General features: G+C 71.4%; 15 protein-coding genes. 8 read left to right on the forward strand and 7 right to left on the reverse strand.

Annotated features, from left to right (window positions below):
• From ABZU32_RS16515 to ABZU32_RS16540, 6 genes are all read left to right on the forward strand, one after another.
• Positions 1–681, forward strand: a complete 681-nt coding sequence (locus ABZU32_RS16515) for a hypothetical protein (protein ID WP_354840205.1) — start codon at positions 1–3, stop codon at positions 679–681.
• Positions 678–1772 (forward strand): bifunctional lytic transglycosylase/C40 family peptidase, encoded by a 1095-nt coding sequence (locus ABZU32_RS16520; RefSeq protein ID WP_354922840.1) that lies wholly within the window; start codon positions 678–680, stop codon positions 1770–1772. The genes ABZU32_RS16515 and ABZU32_RS16520 overlap by 4 nt, the downstream gene beginning before the upstream one ends.
• Positions 1773–2330: 558 nt before the next feature.
• On the forward strand, positions 2331–3287 hold the full coding sequence (locus ABZU32_RS16525; protein WP_354922843.1) for a hypothetical protein: 957 nt from the start codon (positions 2331–2333) through the stop codon (positions 3285–3287).
• A gap of 63 nt (positions 3288–3350) precedes the next feature.
• On the forward strand, positions 3351–3740 hold the full coding sequence (locus ABZU32_RS16530; RefSeq protein ID WP_354922846.1) for a (deoxy)nucleoside triphosphate pyrophosphohydrolase: 390 nt from the start codon (positions 3351–3353) through the stop codon (positions 3738–3740).
• 109 nt (positions 3741–3849) lie between these two features.
• The gene (locus tag ABZU32_RS16535) at positions 3850–6375 is read left to right on the forward strand and encodes a hypothetical protein (RefSeq protein ID WP_354922849.1); all 2526 of its coding nucleotides are present in this window, start codon (positions 3850–3852) and stop codon (positions 6373–6375) included.
• Positions 6376–6458: 83 nt separating this feature from the next.
• Entirely contained in the window at positions 6459–7733 is a 1275-nt protein-coding gene (locus ABZU32_RS16540; protein WP_354922852.1) for a hypothetical protein, read from the forward strand.
• Positions 7734–8253: 520 nt separating this feature from the next.
• Here the strand turns inward: ABZU32_RS16540 and ABZU32_RS16545 are convergent.
• From ABZU32_RS16545 to ABZU32_RS16575, 7 genes are all read right to left on the reverse strand, one after another.
• Positions 8254–9036 (reverse strand): succinate dehydrogenase/fumarate reductase iron-sulfur subunit, encoded by a 783-nt coding sequence (locus ABZU32_RS16545; protein WP_354922855.1) that lies wholly within the window; start codon positions 9034–9036, stop codon positions 8254–8256.
• On the reverse strand, positions 9036–10943 hold the full coding sequence (locus ABZU32_RS16550) for a fumarate reductase/succinate dehydrogenase flavoprotein subunit (protein WP_354922858.1): 1908 nt from the start codon (positions 10941–10943) through the stop codon (positions 9036–9038). The genes ABZU32_RS16545 and ABZU32_RS16550 overlap by 1 nt, the downstream gene beginning before the upstream one ends.
• Positions 10944–10952: 9 nt before the next feature.
• The gene (locus ABZU32_RS16555) at positions 10953–11768 is read right to left on the reverse strand and encodes a hypothetical protein (RefSeq protein ID WP_354922861.1); all 816 of its coding nucleotides are present in this window, start codon (positions 11766–11768) and stop codon (positions 10953–10955) included.
• A 234-nt stretch (positions 11769–12002) separates the two neighbouring features.
• A complete protein-coding gene (locus ABZU32_RS16560) occupies positions 12003–12452 on the reverse strand; it encodes a response regulator (protein ID WP_354922864.1) in 450 nt (149 codons plus the stop codon).
• Positions 12445–14022, reverse strand: a complete 1578-nt coding sequence (locus tag ABZU32_RS16565) for an ATP-binding protein (RefSeq protein ID WP_354922867.1) — start codon at positions 14020–14022, stop codon at positions 12445–12447. Before ABZU32_RS16565 ends, ABZU32_RS16560 begins: the two co-directional genes overlap by 8 nt.
• The gene (locus tag ABZU32_RS16570) at positions 14019–15218 is read right to left on the reverse strand and encodes a SpoIIE family protein phosphatase (protein ID WP_354922870.1); all 1200 of its coding nucleotides are present in this window, start codon (positions 15216–15218) and stop codon (positions 14019–14021) included. The genes ABZU32_RS16565 and ABZU32_RS16570 overlap by 4 nt, the downstream gene beginning before the upstream one ends.
• 152 nt (positions 15219–15370) lie before the next feature.
• On the reverse strand, positions 15371–16309 hold the full coding sequence (locus tag ABZU32_RS16575; protein ID WP_354922872.1) for a LysR substrate-binding domain-containing protein: 939 nt from the start codon (positions 16307–16309) through the stop codon (positions 15371–15373).
• 188 nt (positions 16310–16497) lie between these two features.
• On the opposite strand from ABZU32_RS16575, the gene ABZU32_RS16580 reads away from it, so the two are divergent.
• Together ABZU32_RS16580 and ABZU32_RS16585 are read left to right on the forward strand one after the other, a co-directional pair.
• Positions 16498–17274, forward strand: coding sequence for a succinate dehydrogenase cytochrome b subunit (locus ABZU32_RS16580; RefSeq protein WP_354922875.1), 777 nt, complete (start codon positions 16498–16500; stop codon positions 17272–17274).
• Positions 17271–19196 carry a fumarate reductase/succinate dehydrogenase flavoprotein subunit gene (locus tag ABZU32_RS16585; protein WP_354922878.1) on the forward strand — a complete coding sequence of 642 codons (1926 nt, stop codon included), beginning with the start codon at positions 17271–17273 and terminating at the stop codon, positions 19194–19196. Before ABZU32_RS16580 ends, ABZU32_RS16585 begins: the two co-directional genes overlap by 4 nt.
• Positions 19197–19249 lie beyond the last annotated feature (53 nt).

The following is a 19249-nucleotide window of genomic DNA, read 5'->3' on the forward strand; positions in this document are numbered from 1 at the left end:
ATGGCGCAGGTGAACGACCGGCGGGGTCTCGTCTTCGCCGGGGTGGTCGTCGCCCTGGCGGCCGTGGGCATCTATCTGTCGATGCGCCCGGCCTCCGGGGGCGACGGCGAGCTGCCGCCCGGCGTGGTCACCACCACGACCGCGGCGCCGCCGCCGTCCTCAGCGGCCTCGCCGGCGCCGGCGATCACCCCCGGCACGTTCGACATCTACGGCTACCTGCCGCTCTCGCGCGAGCAGATCGCCCAGGCGGCCGACACCGCCCAGCGGTTCGCGGCCTCGTACGCCACCTACCGCTACGACGAGGACCCCGCCTCCTACGCCGAGCGGTTGAAGGCGTTCACCACCGGCGAGTTCGGCGCCGTCCTGGCCCGTGACGTGACCACGCCGGCCACCGTGGAGCAGAACCGCGCCGACGAGGTCGTCTCGCAGGGCACGGGCCGGCTGAAGTCCATCCGCGACATCTCGGCGGGGTCGATCGTCCTGGTGGTGACCGCGGCCCAGCGCATCACGGCCAAGAGCGGGCCGCAGAACCGCAGCGCCGACTACGCGGTCACCCTCACCCAGGTCGGCACCGACTGGCGGGTCTTCGACCTGCAGCCCGCCGACGCCGGCCAGGACGGAGACCCCGGAGGGGCCGACACGGGGGAGAACGGGGACACCGGCGAGGGGACCACGCAGTGACCTCACGGGTGCGCGTCGCGCTCCTCCTGGGGCTGGCCGGAGTCGTGCTGATCACGCTCGTCATGGCGCCCATGCTCATGAGCACCTTCCCCTCCTTCCTCGGCGGCGGAAGCGGCGTGACCACCGACTGCGCGAACGGCGACAGCGGGGTCGTCAACGTGACCAACGTGTCCGACACCGCCCGCTCCGACATCCCCGCCGACTACCTCCAGCTCTACAAGAAGCACGGCAAGAAGATCGGCGTCCAGTGGACGGTGCTCGCGGCCGTGGGCAAGCGCGAGACCGACCACGGCCGGTCCACCCTCGCGGGCGTGAAGAGCGGGACGAACTACGCGGGCGCCGCGGGCCCCATGCAGTTCCTGATCAGCACGTGGGGCGGCAAGGCGAAGATCAAGATCCCGTCGAAGTTCAGCGGGTACGCCTCCGACGGCGACGGCGACGGCTGGGGCGACGTCTACAACCCGGCCGACGCCATCCTCGGCGCCGCCAAGATGCTCAAGCGCAACGGCGCTCCCGGTGACCTCAAACGCGCGCTGTTCGTCTACAACCACGCCATGTGGTACGTCGAGCAGGTGCTGGAGATCGCGCGCCGCTACGCGACCAGCGGCACGCTCGACCTGCCGCCCGAGGCCGACCCCGACTGCGACCCCCCGATCGTGGAGGCCGCTCCGGACCAGGTCGTCCGCGAGATCCTCGCCTACGCGCTGGCCCAGCGCGGCAAGCCCTACATCTGGGGCGGCACGGGACCGGCGGGGTTCGACTGCTCGGGGATCATCTACATGGCCTACCGGTCGGCCGGGCTGTCCATCCCGCGCACCACCTTCGGCCAGTGGCCGTTCGGCGTGAAGATCAAGAAGGGCGAGGAGCAGGCCGGCGACCTGGTCTTCTTCAACGCCGGCCCGGGGACGTCGTCCGACAACCCCGGGCACGTCGGCATGGTCGTCTCTCCGGGCAAGATGATCGAGGCCCGGTGCACCCTCTGCGGCCCGATCAAGGTCACCACCTACCGCGAGCGCCCCAACATCGTCGGCTACACCCGCCCCCTGCGCAACGAGGACGTCCTGGCCCAGCTCAAACGCCTGCGCACCTGACCCGCGTGCTCGGCGCCTCCCTCCTGGCCGAACCACATCGACGAGGCGTGCGACGCCTCCAGGAGCGTTCCGGCGACCACGACGGCCATGAGCGGCGCCAGAACGGCGAGGACGGCCCCCGCGGCGCCCCGCCGGGGACCGATGAGGTTCCCCGCCGTGGTCGTGATCCGCGGGATACGCGGTAGATCGCCGGGCGGGGGCGGGACACTGCTAGCGTGGCCGACCGGCACTTGAAGGGACGACCGGGGAGGCCGCGTGGCGCAGTGGTCGGGGGATCCGAACGAGCCGGGCGACCGGCGTCCACACGGCGGACCGCCGCAAGGACATCCGCTTCCGGGACCGCCGCCTCAGGGGCATCCGCTTCCGGGACCCCCGCCTCAGGGGCATCCGCTTCCGGGACACCCACCGCAGGGTCCGCCGCCGCAGGGTCCGGCACCGCAGGGTCCGCCGCCGCAGCCGACCTGGTACCCGCCGCCCCAGCCGCCGTACGCGCCGCGGCAGGGCTACCCGCCGCCGCCCCCGCCCCGGCCGAAGAAGAAGGGACGGGCGGTCCTGGCCGTGGTGGTGTCCTTGGTCGTGGTGTGCGGGGTGGCGACGGGCGGCTGGCTGGTCTGGCGCAACCTGAGCGGCGGCGCCGGGCCGGACGCCGGCCGGTCCGGGCTCGAGGCGCTCAAAAAGGGCACGCTCACCGCGCAGGACGTCGCGAAGATCGACCCGGCCGCGCTCTTCTTCGCGAGCTTCAAGGCGACCGCCATGCAACCGGTCATGCGCATCACCGAGGAGTCGTACACCGATCACGGCAGGTTCCAGGCCGCCAAGCCCGACTACGTCTGGGAGAGCGGCTTCGACTACCGCACCAAGCAGTGGCGCCTGGCCTGGGGAGCGGCCGACCAGGGGGCTCCGATGTCGGTCTGCGTCGACGGCCACGCCTACCTGTACAGCTACCGCTTCAAGAACTGGACCGACCGCGGCACCGGCGACCCCATGTGCCAGACGAAGTCGGCCTACCGCTACATCACCGACAACCTCTCCTGCGGCGGCATGACCGCCGCCCAGGCGGACGCGTGGATCGCGCACCTGCGGGAGGAGTACAAGGGCCTGGTCAACCCGGCCGCGCCCCGGCTCGCCGAGGTCAAGGGCAGGCAGTACCTCCGGCAGGTCGTGGACATGACGCCGGTCAAGCGGGCCGACGGACTGTACTACGGCGGGCAGGCGCTGATGTGGTCGTTCAAGGCGTCGGGCCTCGACCCGCAGGCGCACCCCTACAGCTACCGCGGCGCGATGAACAGCGGCTACCACGCGGTCTACTACATCGACCCCCGTTCGCTGCTGCCCGCCTACTCCGAGATCGAGCAGACCCCGGGGCGCGGTTCGGACGGCGGCCCCGTGGCCGGGGGCGGCTGGTACAAGTGGCGGGTCCGGTACCACCTGCCCGGCGGCCTGCCCGAGATCACCCCCGGCGGCCCGCCGCCGCGGCCGAAGGTCGACTGGGGGATCGATGGGGGTCACCCTTGATCTGAGCGCCGGTTGGCGGCCTCCGGCGGCGCGATCCGGGCAGACTCCCTAGTCTTTACCCGCATGGAGAAGATTGTTGTGGCGGCGGCCATCGTCGAAGGGGGCAGACTGCTGGCCGCCCAGCGCGCGGGACCGCCGGCGATGGCCGGCGGGTGGGAGTTCCCCGGCGGCAAGGTCGATCCGGGAGAGAGCGACCAGGAGGCGCTGATCCGCGAGTGCCACGAGGAACTCGGCGTCGGCATCGCGGTGGGCGACCGTGTCGGCGGCGACTGGCCGCTGAGTCCCGGGTACGTCATGCGCGTCTGGCTGGCCCGGCTCACCTCCGGCGTGCCGCACCCCCTTGAGCACTTGGCGCTCCGGTGGCTCGCTCCTGACGAGCTCTACGACATCGCCTGGTTGCCCGCCGACCTACCGGTCGTCCGGGTCGTGGAAGATCTGATCCCCCAGGGTTGAACGCCGCCGAGGTGTGAGATAACAGTCACGGACAGTGATGTGTTTGTCGCGCATCGTATCGGGGGAACGGGGTTCTGCGGTGGCCGGTTGGTGGCAACGTGCTCGGGTGATGTCCGTCGTCGGAGTCGGCGCCGGCGCGCTGGTACTGGGAAGCGGCACCTCGCCGCTCCTCGCGCGCGCGGCGGAACGCGGGTCGATGGACCCGCCGGAGTCCGTCGATGCCGCCAAGCTCACCGTCCGCCTGATGCTCGCCGGGCGGCCTGCGGAGAAGGCGGGGCCGGTCCGGGCGGGGGACGTCCTGCACTTCCGCGTCCGCCTCGACGCGCAGACCGGGCGGGCCAGGGTGGCGGTGTCCGCCAGCCCCGAGGGGGCGCTGTCCTCCGTCGGCTGCGAGGACCTCGCCCGCACGCCGGTGCGGCCCGACGCGCGCCTGCGCGTGTGCGATTTCAAGGAGGTCGCCGGCACCAAGGACGTCGACGTCGCGGTGCGGGTGCCGCACGAGGCGGAGCAGGTCGGCGTCACCGCCATCGCCCACCTGCGCGACCCCGCCGGCGTCCAGTGGATCCGGCGCACGGCCGAGGCCAAGCTGCTCATCGACGACAAGGGGTTCGGGGACCTCAAGGCCACCGACGGCCTGCTCCCCGGTCCGGCCGCCAGCCAGTCCCCGGGCAAGATCCCGCCGGACGGCGTCGCGGCGGGCGAAAGCGGACCGGCGGGCGGCGAGGCACGCGGTGACGGCACCGCCCTTCTGGCCGATCACGCGGCGTGGGGCGTGAAGCCCGGCGGCAGGCGCTCCACGGCCGGCGGCGACGATGACGACCCGGAGAACATCGGCGCGACGACCGGCACGGGCGACACCACGGGCGACACCACGGGCGACACCACCGGCGGCGACACCCGCGACCTCGGCGACACGGATGACGCCGATATCTCGGCCGACAAGCCGGGCACGTCCGGCAAGCAGATTCCCGCGGCTCCGGCGTCACCGCCCCAGCGCCCCGACGCCCGCCCCCGCACCCCGTCAGCAGGCCCCACCGGCCCCGAACCGGCACAGGGCTCCGGGTCCGAGCAGGCCGGAGCCGACCACAAGGCCAAGCCCGAGAGCCCGGCCGCCAAGCCGGGCTCCGTGCCCGAACTCGCCGGAGGCCGTCCCGCCGAAAGCGTCGCACCTCCCTTGCTCGCGAGCCTTGAGGCCGTGGTCCCCTCGGTCGATGATCGTGCCGTCGTGGGCGCGGAGCCGGGTGGCCGTGAGGCCGAGGAGGCGGCGGTCGGCGGCCGTGAGGTCGAGGGATCGGCGGCCGGTGATGGTGAGGTCGCGGGGTCGCCCGCCGGCGGTCGTGAGGCCGGAGATTCGGCGGCCGGCGAGGGTAAGTCCCACGGCAAGACGGGCAAGACGGGCAAGCGGCATCGGGCGATCAGGCCCGAGGCGTCACGGGCCATGGCCGGGACGGACTCCGGCGACGCGCGTCCGGACGCGGTCGTCGCCGGACCGATGCCGTCTCTCCCGCACCCGGCCCCGGGTGTCCCGGCGCAACCCGATCAGCGGCTTCGTCCCCGTTCCGCGTATTTCGCCGGCCCGGCGCACCTTCCCGGCCCCATGCCCCTTGTGGCGCCGGCGTGGGCGCCCCGGGCGATGCCGCCGATGGGCACCGGCGTACGGCTGCCCCTGGCGATGCCGCCCGCGCCGGTGCCGAGTCCCGCGCAGGTCAGGGGCCCGGTCATCGCTCCGGGCGCGGGCAGGGCCCCGAGCGCGAAGGCGGCGCCGCGCGTCCAGCCCTACGGCGGGGTCCCCGGGCAGGCCGGGGCGCGGGGCCCGATTGCCGGGCAGGCCGGGACGGTCATCGCGGGCCGGGTCCCCGGCCGGGCGCCGGGCGCCGTCCCCGGGCAGGGCCGTGCTGAGACGGGCGTCCCGGGCAAGGGCCATTCGGGGACGGGCGTGCCGGGGCGGACCAAGGTGCAGGGGCGGGGGGCCGTCGCCGGCCAGAGCGGTGCGGGACGGATGCTTCCCGGACAGGTGGGGACGGTTCCGCTGGCGGCGGGAGCACGGCCGGGCGCCGTCCAGCCCCGGCCGGGGCAGGCCATGGGCGCCCCGGGTGGCATAGCTCCGGGTGGTGTGCCGGGCGGCGGCGCCCCGGGCGGTGTTCCGGGTGGTGTTCCGGGCCTCGTCGGTCCGGGGGGCGTGCCGGGAGCGGCTGTTCCCGGGGCGGCCGTTCCAGGGGGCGTTCCGGGCATCGTTCCCGGGGGCGTCCCCGGGGGTGTCCCGGGCGGTGCTTCTGGGGCCGGCGTTCCCGGCGCTCCCGGTGCTCCGGGGGCCGGTCCGCGGGGCGCGGCCGGGTCCGCCGTCCCGGGGGGCGGTACCGGGGCAGGCGCGGGGGTCGCTCCTGGGGCGGTCCTGCCGGGCGCCGTGCCCGGAGGAGGGCCACAGGGGTCCTCGGCGGGGGCTCCGCTGCCGCAGGATCCTCGCCCCGCCAGGCAGGGGCTGATGGCCGATGCGGGGGACGACGATCTCGAAATGGTCCGCGGACTGCCCGCCGCCGGGGCGGCGGTGGTGATCCTGGTCGGCGCGCTGTGGTTGCAGATGAGGCTTCGGCGCAGGTTCGCGGCGCGGAAAACCGGGGAGTCGAAGGAGCTCTGAGGCTCAAACACCCTTTACTGTTACTTTGGCCGGTCTAGACTTTCGTAGTGATCGGCAGGGTGGCACCTCGGAAGGCGGCATCGGTGAGCGGACGCGTGCATGTGACGGCCGTGTCCGCGGTGTTGGGGGCGCTCGGCCTGACCGGCGTCGTCCTGCTCGCCACGGCGCCGATGACCGCGCCCCGGGCGAACGCGGCCCAGGTCGTGATGGCCGACCCCACTGACCAGGTGGAGCCGACCGACCCGACCATCACCGACGACCCCGGGGCCGGCCCGCTGGACACTCCGGAGCCCGATCCCACCGTGACGGTGACGATCACGACGAGCCCTGACCCGACGGTCACCCGCACCAGGACCGTCACCCCGCGGCCGACCAAGACGGCGACGAAGCCCCCCAAGCCCAAGCCGACCGCGACGGCGACCAAGACGGCTCCGCTCGCGCCGCCGCCCACCCTTGAGAGCACGCCGTTCAACACCGCGCCGGCGATCCCGTCCAGCGCGCCGCTCATCACCCCCTCCACCCAGCCCGTGGAGACGCCGGCGCCCGACCCGATGGTGTCGCTGGCCCTGGCGAGCCCGACGCCGACGCCGAGCCCCTCGGAGTCCCTGGACGCGGCCGCGTCGTTCGACGACCCGACGCCCGACTCGGTGCCGATCGAGATCCGCAACGCCTCTCCCGAGTACGACCAGCTCACGCTGAGCAGGAAGCTCGCCATCCCCGGCGTGCTGCTGGCCGTCCTGGTGATGCTCGGCGTGCTGATCTTCGAGGGCCGGGTGCGGCGGCTGGCGCACGCGGCGGCGGTACGCAAGGCGGGCCCGCGCTCGCCGGGCAGGCACCGCGGCGACGAGCTCCCCGCCGGCCTGCCGATGCCGGGCTACCCGATCTACCACGGCGGCACGGCGTACGCGCCGATCATCAGTTTCGTCCCGGTGCAGGGCTATCCAAACGTGCCCGGCGCGCCCCAGGGGTACGGCGCCCAGGACCCGCAGGGGTACGGCCTGCCGTACGACCCTCATGGGTACGGCGACGCGTACGGCGTGGTGTACGAGCAGGGGCACCCCGGGTACGGGCACCCGGGCGACGGCGGCCCGATCGCGCTGCCGGCCGGGATGACCGGCGCCGCCGAGCCGTGGCCCCGTGCGGACGCCCAGGGGCCCGCCGGTCCCGGCGCGGGTTCCGGCCTCGCCATGCCCGGCACAGGGCCGCAGAACGGCGATCAGCTCGCTCCAGGGCCATGGTCGCCGGACGCCGGCGCGCGCGACACGACCCTGCAGGCGCCGCTCCCCGGCGCCGTCCCGGCCGACAAGCCGAGCGCCGGCCTCCTCGGCCTCTTCGGCCGCCTCCGCCGCAAGGGCTGACCCACGGCGGCCCGTCTCCGCGGCGGCCTCTGCCACGGCCGTCCGCCTCCGCCGTTAGGGCTGGTCCGCCGCGAGAGTCGGTCACCGTCGTAAGGGCTGGTCCGCCGCGAGAGTCGGTCACCGTCGTAAGGGCTGGTCCGCCGCGAGAGTCGGTCACCGTCGTAAGGGCTGGTCCGCCCCGAGAGTCGGTCACCGCCAGGTCCGCCTGCCATGCACCGGTGACGCCGGACGCGGCGCGGCGAAATCCCTGCAATGCCGTCGGAAACGGAACAGCTGGTCGGTGACCACATACGTTCACCGGGCGCGGCTCTCCACCCTCGGCCACGTGCTGCACTGATCGGCGCCGGGTCGGCGGGTCGTGGTACGGCGATGCCGGCGCCTGCTACGGCGCCCGAGCCGGTGAACGTTCGTGGACAGCGCACTAGATACGAGTCCGCCGGAAACCGACCGGCCTGAGACGAGGCCGTCGGAAACGGACCAGCCCGAGACCGGCGGTCTCGGGCTGGGGGGTGGGCTGCGGTCAGCCGGTCTTGCCGGTGGTGGAACCGGACGCGCCGGAGCGCTTGAAGATCTTGTTGCCGAGCCAGACCAGCGGGTCGTACTTGCGGTCGACGACGCGCTCCTTCATCGGGATCAGCGCGTTGTCAGTGATCTTGATGTGCTCGGGGCAGACCTCGGTGCAGCACTTGGTGATGTTGCAGTAGCCGAGGCCGTGCTCCTCCTGCGCCGACTGCTTGCGGTCGGCCACGTCGTAGGGGTGCATGTCCAGCTCGGCGATGCGCATGAGGAACCGCGGGCCCGCGAACGCCGCCTTGTTCTCCTCGTGGTCGCGGATCACGTGGCAGACGTTGTTGCACATGAAGCACTCGATGCACTTGCGGAACTCCTGGGACCGCTCGACGTCGATCTGCTGCATGCGGTACTCGCCGGGCTCGACGCCCTGCGGCGGGGTGAACGACGGGATCTCCCGCGCCTTCTGGTAGTTGAACGACACGTCCGTGACCAGGTCCTTGATGACGGGGAAGGTCCGCATCGGGGTCACGGTGATCGTCTCGTCCTCCTCGAAGGTGGACATCCGCGTCATGCATCCCAGCCGGGGCCTGCCGTTGATCTCCATCGAGCAGGAGCCGCACTTGCCGGCCTTGCAGTTCCAGCGCACCGCCAGGTCGGGGGTCTGCGTGGCCTGGAGCCTGTGGATGACGTCGAGGACCACCTCGCCCTCGTTGACCTCGACGACGAAGTCCTCGAGCTTGCCCTCGCCGCCTTCGCCGCGCCAGATGCGGAACTTGGCCTTGTAACCCATCAGGACTCCTTAACGAGCGCGTCGTAGTCCGCCAGCTCCTCGGCGGTGACGTACTTACTGAGCTCCGCCCGGTCGAACAGTTGGATCAGGTCGTCGCGCATGGAGGGCTGATCGGCCTCCTCGACGGTGACCTCGCCGTCGGGGGTGACCGCGCACCGCAGCAGCCGGCGGCGCCACTCGGCCGACATGGCGGGGAAGTCGTCGCGGGTGTGCCCGCCCCGGCTCTCCTCGCGGATCAGCGCCGCGCGCGCCACGCACTCCGACACCAGCAGCATGTTGCGCAGGTCGATGGCCAGGTGCCAGCCGGGGTTGTAGATGCGCCCGCCCGGCGCGCCGGTGTTGGCCGCGCGCTCCTTGAGCTTCTCGACGACCTCCAGGGCCTCCTTGACCTCCTCGGCCTTGCGGATGATGCCGACGAGCTCGTTCATGGTGCGCTGCAGCTCGTGGTGCACCTCGTAGGGGTTCTCCCCGCCGGTCCGCGAGAGGGGGGCCACGGCCTCGATCTCGGCGCTCTTCATCGTCTCGGCCGGGGTGACCGGACGGGCGGCGAGGCCGTCGATGTACTCGGCGGCGCCGGCGCCGGCGCGGCGTCCGAACACCAGCAGGTCCGACAGCGAGTTGCCGCCGAGCCGGTTGGAGCCGTGCATGCCGCCGGAGACCTCGCCGGCCGCGAACAGGCCGGGCACCGAGGAGGCGCCGGTGTCGGCGTCGACCTCCACGCCGCCCATGATGTAGTGGCAGGTCGGGCCCACTTCCATCGGCTCGGCGGTGATGTCGACGTCGGCCAGCTCCTTGAACTGGTGGTGCATCGAGGGCAGCCGCTTGATGATCTCGGCGGCGGGCAGCCGGCTCGACACGTCCAGGAACACCCCGCCGTGCGGGGAGTTGCGTCCCGCCTTCACCTCGGAGTTGATCGCCCGGGCGACCTCGTCACGGGGCAGCAGCTCCGGAGGGCGGCGGTTGTTCGCCTGGTCGTCGTACCAGCGGTCGGCCTCCTCCTCGGTGGTGGCGTACTTGTCCTTGAACACCTCGGGGATGTAGTCGAACATGAACCGCTTGCCCTCGGAGTTGCGCAGCACCCCGCCGTCGCCGCGCACGGACTCGGTGACGAGGATGCCGCGCACCGACGGCGGCCACACCATGCCGGTCGGGTGGAACTGGATGAACTCCATGTTGATCAGCTTGGCCCCGGCGAGCAGCGCGAGCGCGTGCCCGTCGCCGGTGTACTCCCAGGAGTTGGAGGTCACCACGTAGGACTTGCCGATGCCGCCGGTGGCCAGGACCACCGCGGGGGCGTCGAAGCAGATCAGCCGGCCGGTCTCGCGCCAGTAGCCGAAGGCGCCGCTGATGGCGGCCTCGGGGCCGGGGCCGTCCTTCAGCAGCTGGGTGATCGTGCACTCGGCGAAGACCTTGATGTAGGCCTCGGGGTCGCCGTGCAGCTTCTCGTCCTCCTGCTGGAGGGCGACGACGCGCTGCTGGAGGGTGCGGATCAGCTCCAGGCCGGTGCGGTCGCCGACGTGGGCCAGGCGCGGGTACTCGTGGCCGCCGAAGTTGCGCTGGCTGATCTTGCCGTCCTTGGTGCGGTCGAACAGCGCGCCCCAGGCCTCCAGCTCCCAGACCCGGTCGGGGGCCTCCTTGGCGTGCAGTTCGGCCATGCGCCAGTTGTTGAGGAACTTCCCGCCGCGCATGGTGTCACGGAAGTGCACCATCCAGTTGTCGGCCGGATTGACGTTGCCCATGGCCGCCGCGGCCCCGCCCTCGGCCATGACCGTGTGGGCCTTGCCGAACAGGGACTTGCAGACGATGGCCGTTCGCTTGCCCTGCTGCCGGGCCTCGATCGCCGCCCGCAGGCCCGCGCCGCCCGCTCCGATGACGACGACGTCGTATTCGTGACGCTCGATATCCACTGGTGTTCCTTACGCGAACGGGAAGTTGACGATGCCCTTGGCGACGAGCCGCACGTAGAGGTCGGCGATCATGACCGAGTACATGGAGAGCCAGGCCAGAAGCATGTGCCGCCGGTTCAGCTTGGAGACGAAGGTCCACATCTTGTAGCGCACCGGGTGCTTGGAGAAGTGGTTGAGCCGCCCGGCCGTGATGTGCCGGCAGGAGTGGCAGCTCAAGGTGTACGACCAGATCAGCACCACGTTGATCCACAGGATGACCGTGCCGAGGCCCACATGGCCCCAGTTGCCGTTCGCGTCCCGCAGGGCCAGCACCGCGTCCCAGGTGAGCACCAGGGCGATGAGGATCGCGCCGTAGAAGAAGTACCGGTGGATGTTCTGCAGGATCAGCGGAAGGCGGGTCTCACCGGTGTACTTCTTGTGCGGCTCGGCCACCGAGCAGGCGGGCGGCGAGAGCCAGAACGCGCGGTAGTAACCCTTGCGGTAGTAGTAACAGGTGAGACGGAAACCGGCCGGCAGGCCGAGGATCAAAATGCCGGGCGGCAGCGTCCACCAGTCGCCGAACGGCGCGAGCCCGAGGAACCGCGCGCCCTCAGGGCAGGAGGTCGCGAGGCAGGGCGACGAGAAAGGGGCGATGTAGGGCTCGATGAAGTAACTTTTATCGAAGATCGCCCAAAAGCCGTAGACGAGGAATGACGCGAGCGCCGCGAAGGTGATGGCCGGTGCGAGCCACCATCGGTCCGTGCGCAGGGTGCGGGCCGTGATCTGGGCCCGCTGCTTCCTCTGCCCCGGTTCGTTGATCGGCCGGCCGGCCGTTGTCTGGGTCATCGGAGAACTCTCCACCTCCCGCGGACCCCTCTGGTGTCAAAGGTGAGGGTCCGAGGCTTTCACGTAGGGCTGGATGCCGCGCGCGTCGTGGTTCGCGCCGGTCGCACAGCCGCGCGCGGGCCGGTGGGGCTCTACGTTACGACCCTGGGTACCCCGCGTGTGAGAAGGGTCACTCACTTTTTCCGCCGACCTCGTGTGATTCCTGTCACGTCCCTGTCACCCCCGTGTCAGGGGCTACAGACGTTGACCGTTCTTTGGCAGTTTCACGACCGTCACGAAGAAATCGTCGATCTGACGGACCACTTTGATGAACTGGTCGAAGTCGACCGGCTTGGCCACGTAGGCGTTGGCGTGCAGGTGGTAACTGCGCAGGATGTCCTCCTCGGCCTCGGAGGTCGTGAGCACCACCACCGGGATGCTCCGCAGGGCGGCGTCGGCCTTGATGTCCTCCAGCACCTCTCTGCCGTCCTTGCGGGGCAGGTTGAGGTCGAGCAGGATCAGGTCGGGCCGCGGCGCGTCGAAGTAGGGGTCCTCCTGGCGCAGGAAGGCCATGGCCTGCTCGCCGTCGCTGACGACGTGGAGCTTGTTCTGCACCTTGTTGTGCTCGAACGCCTCCTTGGTCAGCAGGACGTCTCCAGGGTCGTCCTCGACGAGAAGGACGTCGATGAAGCGGTAGTCATCCATGCTGATCTCCAGTGATCGCGGGCAGGGTCCAGCGGAACGTGGTGCCGGGGTTGCCGGGGTCTGGCTCGTCCAGCCAGATCTTGCCGCCGTGGTACTCGACGATCTTCCTGCACAGTGCCAGGCCGATGCCGGTTCCGGGATACACGTCCCGTGGGTGCAAGCGCTGAAATATCAGGAAGATCCGATCAGCGTACTTGCTGTCGATGCCTATGCCGTTGTCCGCGCAGGCGAACTCCCACATGTCACCCTCCTGCCGGGCGGAGATGTGGACGCGCGGAGTCCGTTCCGAACGGAACTTCAAGGCATTGCCAATGAGGTTCTGCAGAAGCTGGGCGAGCAGCACGCGGTCCCCGAACACCGTGGGCATCGGGTCGTGCGAGACGACGGCGTCGGTGTCCTCGATCTTCGCCGAGACGTTGCCCACGGCGGTGTCCAGCACCTTCTCCATGTCCGTCGGGGCCTTCTCGCCGCCCACCCGGCCCACACGGGAAAGGTTCAGAAGATCGTTGATGAGGAGTTGCATACGCTTGGCGCCGTCGACGGCGAAGGTGACGTACTGCTTGGCCCGCTCGTCGAGCTGGTGGCCGTACCGCTGCTCCAGCATCTGGGTGAAGCTCGCCACCTTGCGCAGCGGCTCCTGAAGGTCGTGACTGGCCACGTAGGCGAACTGCTCCAGCTCGGCGTTGGAGCGGCGCAGCTCGGCCGCCTGGTCCGACAGCAGCCGCTGGGCCTCGGCGGCGCGGCGCCACTCGCGCAGCATGCGCCCGCGCATGGCGTCCACGCGGCCCGACAACTCGGCCAGCTCGGCCGGCCGGCGCACCTGGAGCTGGTGCTCGAAGTCGCCCAGCGCCACCGCCCGCACCTGGTGGGTGAGCTGGGAGATCGGCCGCAGCACGATGTACCTGACGATGAGCGTGAAGGCCACCGCCGCGCCGACGAAGACCAGGCCCATCGCGATGAGCACGAAGTAGAAGAACTTCCAGCCCGCCTCGATGCGCGCGCTGCCGACGTCGTGCAGGTCGCCGAGATGGTCCTGCTGCTCCGACAGGGCCGCGCGCACGGCGCCGAAGCGCAGGGTGTTGACGGCGGCGTAGGTGGTCGCGGTGCCGGTCTTCAGCGTGGGCACCTTGGCGATGACGACGTCGGCGTAGTCGCGCCGCCACGCGGCCGAGGCGACGGTGAGCCGGTCGAAGTCGGCGCGGACCGCCGGGTCGGCCATGCGGGTCACCAGGGCGGAGAGCCGGGCGGTGGCGGCCGCCTCGGCCTGCAGACCCTGCCGGTAGTCGCGCAGGTACTGCTCTTCGTTCGTGCGTCCGAAGGCGCGGATGGAGCTCTCCTGCGTCGACAGGGCGGTGGAGATCTCCAGGGTGTGCAGGACGGCCGGGTCGATCACGTCGACGACCGACACGCGGGCGACCCGCAGGCGCTCGACGGTCATGACCGTGACGGCGGACCCGAGGGCGAAGGCCAGCGCCACGAGCATCCCGGTGATGGCGAACCACCGTCCGAGGGGCAGGCGCCCGACGCCGCTCGGCGGTGCGGGGGCGGGGAGGGGCGCCAGGTCGGTCATGGCGGGGGCCTGCGGCCGACCAGCACGGCGGCCAGATCGTCGCTGAGCGCGTCCCTGTGCATCTCCTGGACCGAGGTGATGATGCGGTCGAGGTCGATCTCGCCCTGCTCGCGGATGAGGCGGATGAGCCCCTCGGTGCCGAGCAGGTCGGGCCCGCCGCCCACCGTCGCCTCGATCAGGCCGTCGGTGTAGAGCAGCATCGACCAGTCGTCGCCGAGCTCGAGGTCGATCGTGGCCCAGTCGACGTCGGTGAAGATGCCGAGCGGAGGACCGGAGGGCGTGTCCGGCACGACGTCGAGGACGCCGCCGTCGACCCCGCCGCGCACCCACACGGGGGGCGGGTGCCCGACGACGTGGAGCTTGGCGGTGCGCAGGCCGGGGTCGATGGTGACCGTGCACATGGTGGTGAAGATCTCAGGGGACTTGCGTTCGTTGCGCAAGACGGCTTCCAGGGTCGTCAGCAACTCGGTGCCCGTGTGGCCGGCCAGCACGAGCGTGCGCCAGGCGATGCGCAGCGCGACGCCGAGCGCCGCCTCGTCCGGGCCGTGGCCGCACACGTCTCCGATGACCACGTGCACCGCCCCGTCGGGGGTCTGGACGGTGTCCCAGAAGTCGCCCGCCAGCAGGGCCTGGCGGCGTCCGGGCAGGTAGCGGGCCTGGTGTTGCAGCCCGTCACGCGCCAGCTCGGGCTTGAGCATGGGGACGGGCAGCAGGCCGTGCTCCAGGCGGGCGTTCTCGCGGCTGAGGTGCTGGGCGTCGGCGAGCTTGCGCTGGGCGAGGTCGGCGCGCTTGCGCTCGATGGCGTAGCTGATGGCGCGGGCCAGCAGGCGCTCGTCGACGTCCTGCTTGACCAGGTAGTCCTGCGCGCCCACGGCGACGGCCTCGACGCCGACGTGGGCGTCGTTGAGCCCGGTGAGCACCAGCACGGCGGTGTCCGGCGCCATCGTGATCACCTGGCGGAGGGCCTCGAGGCCGGTGGCGTCGGGCAGCGACAGATCGACCACCACGCACTGGACCTCGTCGGTGAGCCGGTCGCGGCTCTCGGCGAGGCTGCGCGCCCAAATGATCTTAGGAGGCGTCGCCGCACCGGCGAGCAGCTCCTCGACGAGGAACGCGTCTCCCGCGTCGTCCTCGATGAGGAGGATCGTCTGCATCTCGTGGGGCGCCGCCGGCGTGCCGGGCGAGAGCGCGGTCACTGCTTCCTCTTGTGACGTGATGACTGACCTTGCCTGTTGCCCTGCACCATATAGCGAAAGTCGTTCTGACGCATGGAAGTGAAAAACCCTGACTTGGGGGTCCGAATAGGAAATGAAACGCCGTGCACGTACCGATCTGTAACCCCCACGCGTTACACGGCCGGCAGCTCGGCGAGCACCACACCCTGCGGCAGCGACCCCTCCTCCGCGGCTTGCGACAGATAAGAGAGCAGCGTAGCGCGGAAGGCCTGAGCCGCCCGGGTCGGTTCGACGTCTTTGCGGTGAGCGAGCGCTATCGTGCGGCCGAGCCCCGGCGGCGCGAGCGGGGTGCCGGCCAGGCCCGGACGCCCGTCCAGCACCATCGAGGGCACCACGGCGACGCCCAGCCCGGCCTCCACGAAGCGCAGCACGGCGTCCATCTCGCCGCCCTCGACGGCGAACCGCGGCTCGAACCCCGCCTGGCGGCAGGCGTTCAGGGTCGCCTCGCGAAGGTCGTAGCCGCGCCGGAACATCACCAGCGGACGGCCGCGCAGCTCCTCGATGCGGACGTAGGCCCTGCGGCCCGTGGAGCCGGACGGAGAGGCGACGACCAGGTTCTCCTTGAGGATCTCCTGCGTCACCAGGGACGGGTCGCTGCTCTGCAGCGGCAGGATGATCAGCGCGAGGTCGAGCTGGCCCCGGGCGAGGTCGCGGACCAGGTCGCGCGAGCCGCCCTCCTCCACCAGCAGGTCGATGCCGGGATAGTCGCGGTGGAAGCGGGCCAGCGCGTCGGCCAGCAGCCCGGCGCACAGGGACGGGGTCGCCCCCAGGCGCACCCGGCCGCGGCGCAGCCCGGCCAGTTCGGCGACCTCGCGGCGGGCGGTGTCGGCGTCGGCCAGCATGCGGCGGGCCAGGGGCAGCAGCGCCTCGCCGGCCGGGGTCAGCGTCACGTTGCCCCGGGCGCGGCTGAACAGGGCGGCCCCGAGGTCGGCCTCCAGGGACTTGATCTGCTTGCTGAGGGAGGGCTGGGCGAGGCGCATGCGCTCCGCCGCGTGCGTGAAGTGCGAGGTCTCGGCCACAGCCACGAAAGACGCGAGTTGCTGTAGCTGCACGTCTCACAGCGTACGGGGACGGCTCCGGCATCTCCCAGGTCGGCCCGCCCGCTGTGAGATTGCTCGCATCGGCGCCGGGCACGCGGACGCGCCGTGCCCGGCGAGCCATGGGGGATAGCGCCTGGCTATGGAGACCAGGCGTTTCATGACTTGGACGCCTGGACGCCCCATCTCTACCGTCGGAAGACGTGACATCGACGATAGACCGAGGCGCCGCCACCGCTGTGGTGACGCCGCGCACCTCGCCCCCCAGGTCCTCCAAGCGCCCCGGCGCGCGCCATGGGCGGCGGCAGGGCTTCCTGCGCTCGTCCAACGGCAAGAAGGCCGTCATGGCCGTCAGCGGCGCCGTGCTGGTGCTCTTCCTCATCGGTCACATGATCGGCAACGCCAAGCTGTTCCTCGGCAGGGACACCTTCAACTCCTACGCCGAGTGGCTGCGCACCGTCGGCGAGCCGGCCCTGCCGGCCCGCACCGTGCTGACCCTCACCGAGATCGTGCTCGCCGCCGCCGTCGTGCTGCACATGTGGGCGGCGGTCTCGCTGGCCCGCCGCGCGGCCAAGGCGCGGCCGGTCAAGTACGCGGCGAAGCGGAAGTCGCAGGCGGGCGGCTACGTCGTGCGCACCATGCGCTACGGCGGCGTCATCATCGTGCTGTTCGTCGTCTGGCACCTGCTCGACCTGACCTTCGGCGCGGTCAACCCCAAGGGCTTCGCCGCCACCCCGTACGACCGCGTGATCGCGGGCTTCGACCCCTCGCGCTGGTGGGTGACCGCCTTCTACGTCGTCGCCCTGATCATGATCGGGCTGCACCTGCGCCACGGCCTGTGGAGCGCCTTCCAGACCCTGGGCCTGGCCGGCGGACGCAGCCGGCACCTGCTCAACGCCGGCGCGGCCGTGCTCGCCGCCGTGCTGGTCCTCGGCTTCCTCGCCGTCCCCATCGCCGTGACGATCGGAGCAGTCAAGTGAACTACACGATCGGCGACCCGATCCGCGACACCAAGGCCCCAGAAGGCCCCATCGAGGACCGCTGGGACAAGCGGCGCTTCTCCGCCAAACTGGTCAACCCGGCCAACAAGCGCAAGCTCACGGTCATCGTCGTCGGCACCGGCCTGGCGGGCGGCTCCGCCGCCGCGACGCTCGGCGAGCTGGGGTACAAGGTCAAGTCGTTCTGCTACCAGGACTCGCCCCGCCGCGCCCACTCGATCGCCGCCCAGGGCGGGATCAACGCGGCCAAGAACTACCGCGGCGACGGCGACTCGATCTACCGGCTGTTCTACGACACCGTCAAGGGCGGCGACTTCCGCGCCCGAGAGTCCAACGTCTACCGGCTCGCCCAGGTCAGCGTGAACATCATCGACCAGGCGGTCGCCCAGGGCGTGCCGTTCGCCCGCGAGTACGGCGGCCTGCTCGACACCCGCTCCTTCGGCGGCGCGCAGGTGTCGCGCACCTTCTACGCGCGAGGCCAGACGGGACAGCAGCTCCTGCTCGGCGCCTACCAGGCGCTGGAGCGGCAGATCGCCGCCGGGACCGTCGAGATGCACACCCGCCACGAGATGCTCGACCTGGTCGTCAGCGACGGCCGGGCCCGCGGCGTGATCGTCCGCGACCTGGTCACCGGCGAGATCGAGACCCACCTCGCCGACGCCGTCGTGCTGGCCACCGGCGGGTACGGCAACGTGTTCTTCCTGTCCACCAACGCCAAGGGCTGCAACACCACGGCGATCTGGCGGGCCCACCGGCGCGGCGCCTACTTCGGCAACCCGTGCTACACCCAGATCCACCCCACCTGCATCCCGGTCAGCGGCGACTACCAGTCCAAGCTGACGCTCATGTCGGAGTCGCTGCGCAACGACGGCCGGGTGTGGGTGCCGGTGCGCAAGGGCGACGACCGGGCGCCGGGGGACATCCCAGAAGACGAGCGCGACTACTACCTGGAGCGGATCTATCCCGCTTTCGGCAACCTGGTGCCGCGCGACATCGCCTCCCGCGCCGCCAAGAACGTCTGTGACGAGGGCCGCGGCGTCGGACCCGGCGGGCTCGGCGTGTACCTCGACTTCGCCGACGCGATCGGCCGGCTGGGCCGCGAGGCCGTCGAGAAGAAGTACGGCAACCTCTTCGAGATGTACGAGCGCATCACCGGCGAGGACCCCTACACCCGGCCCATGCGCATCTACCCGGCCGTCCACTACACCATGGGCGGTCTGTGGGTGGACTACGACCTGCAGTCCACCGTCCCCGGCCTGTTCGTGATCGGCGAGGCCAACTTCTCCGACCACGGCGCCAACCGGCTCGGCGCCTCCGCGCTGATGCAGGGGCTCGCCGACGGCTACTTCGTCCTGCCGACCACGCTCGGCGACTACCTGGCCGGCGGCCCGTTCGGCGAGGTCGGCCAGGCGGACGTGGACGAGGCGATCGGCCAGGTCACCGGCAAGATCGGCCGTCTGCTGTCGGTCGACGGCACCCGCACCGCCGACTCCTACCACCGCGAGCTGGGCAAGCTCATGTGGGACTACTGCGGCATGGAGCGCACCGAGGAGAGCCTGCGCAAGGCCCTTGAGCGCATTCCTGAGCTGCGCGAGGAGTTCTGGAACAACGTCAAGGTGCCGGGCGAGGGGGAGGGCCTGAACCAGGCGCTGGAACGGGCCGGGCGGGTCGCCGACTTCTTCGACCTGGCCGAGCTGATGTGCCTGGACGCCCTGCACCGCACCGAGTCCTGCGGCGGCCACTTCCGCGCCGAGTCGCAGACCGAGGACGGTGAGGCCCTGCGCGACGACGAGGGCTTCGCGTACGTGGCGGCGTGGGAGTACGGCGCCGGCGGCACGCCGGTGCTGCACAAGGAAGAGCTCGAGTACGAGTACGTCAAGATGACCCAGCGGAGCTACAAGTGAGCGCGGTCACGCGTCCTGAGCCCCGCCCTGCGACCGAGGAACGGTAAGCGGAA

It is taken from the genome of Sphaerisporangium sp. NPDC005288 (genome assembly GCF_040607475.1).
GTDB classification, from domain to species: domain Bacteria; phylum Actinomycetota; class Actinomycetes; order Streptosporangiales; family Streptosporangiaceae; genus Sphaerisporangium; species Sphaerisporangium rhizosphaerae.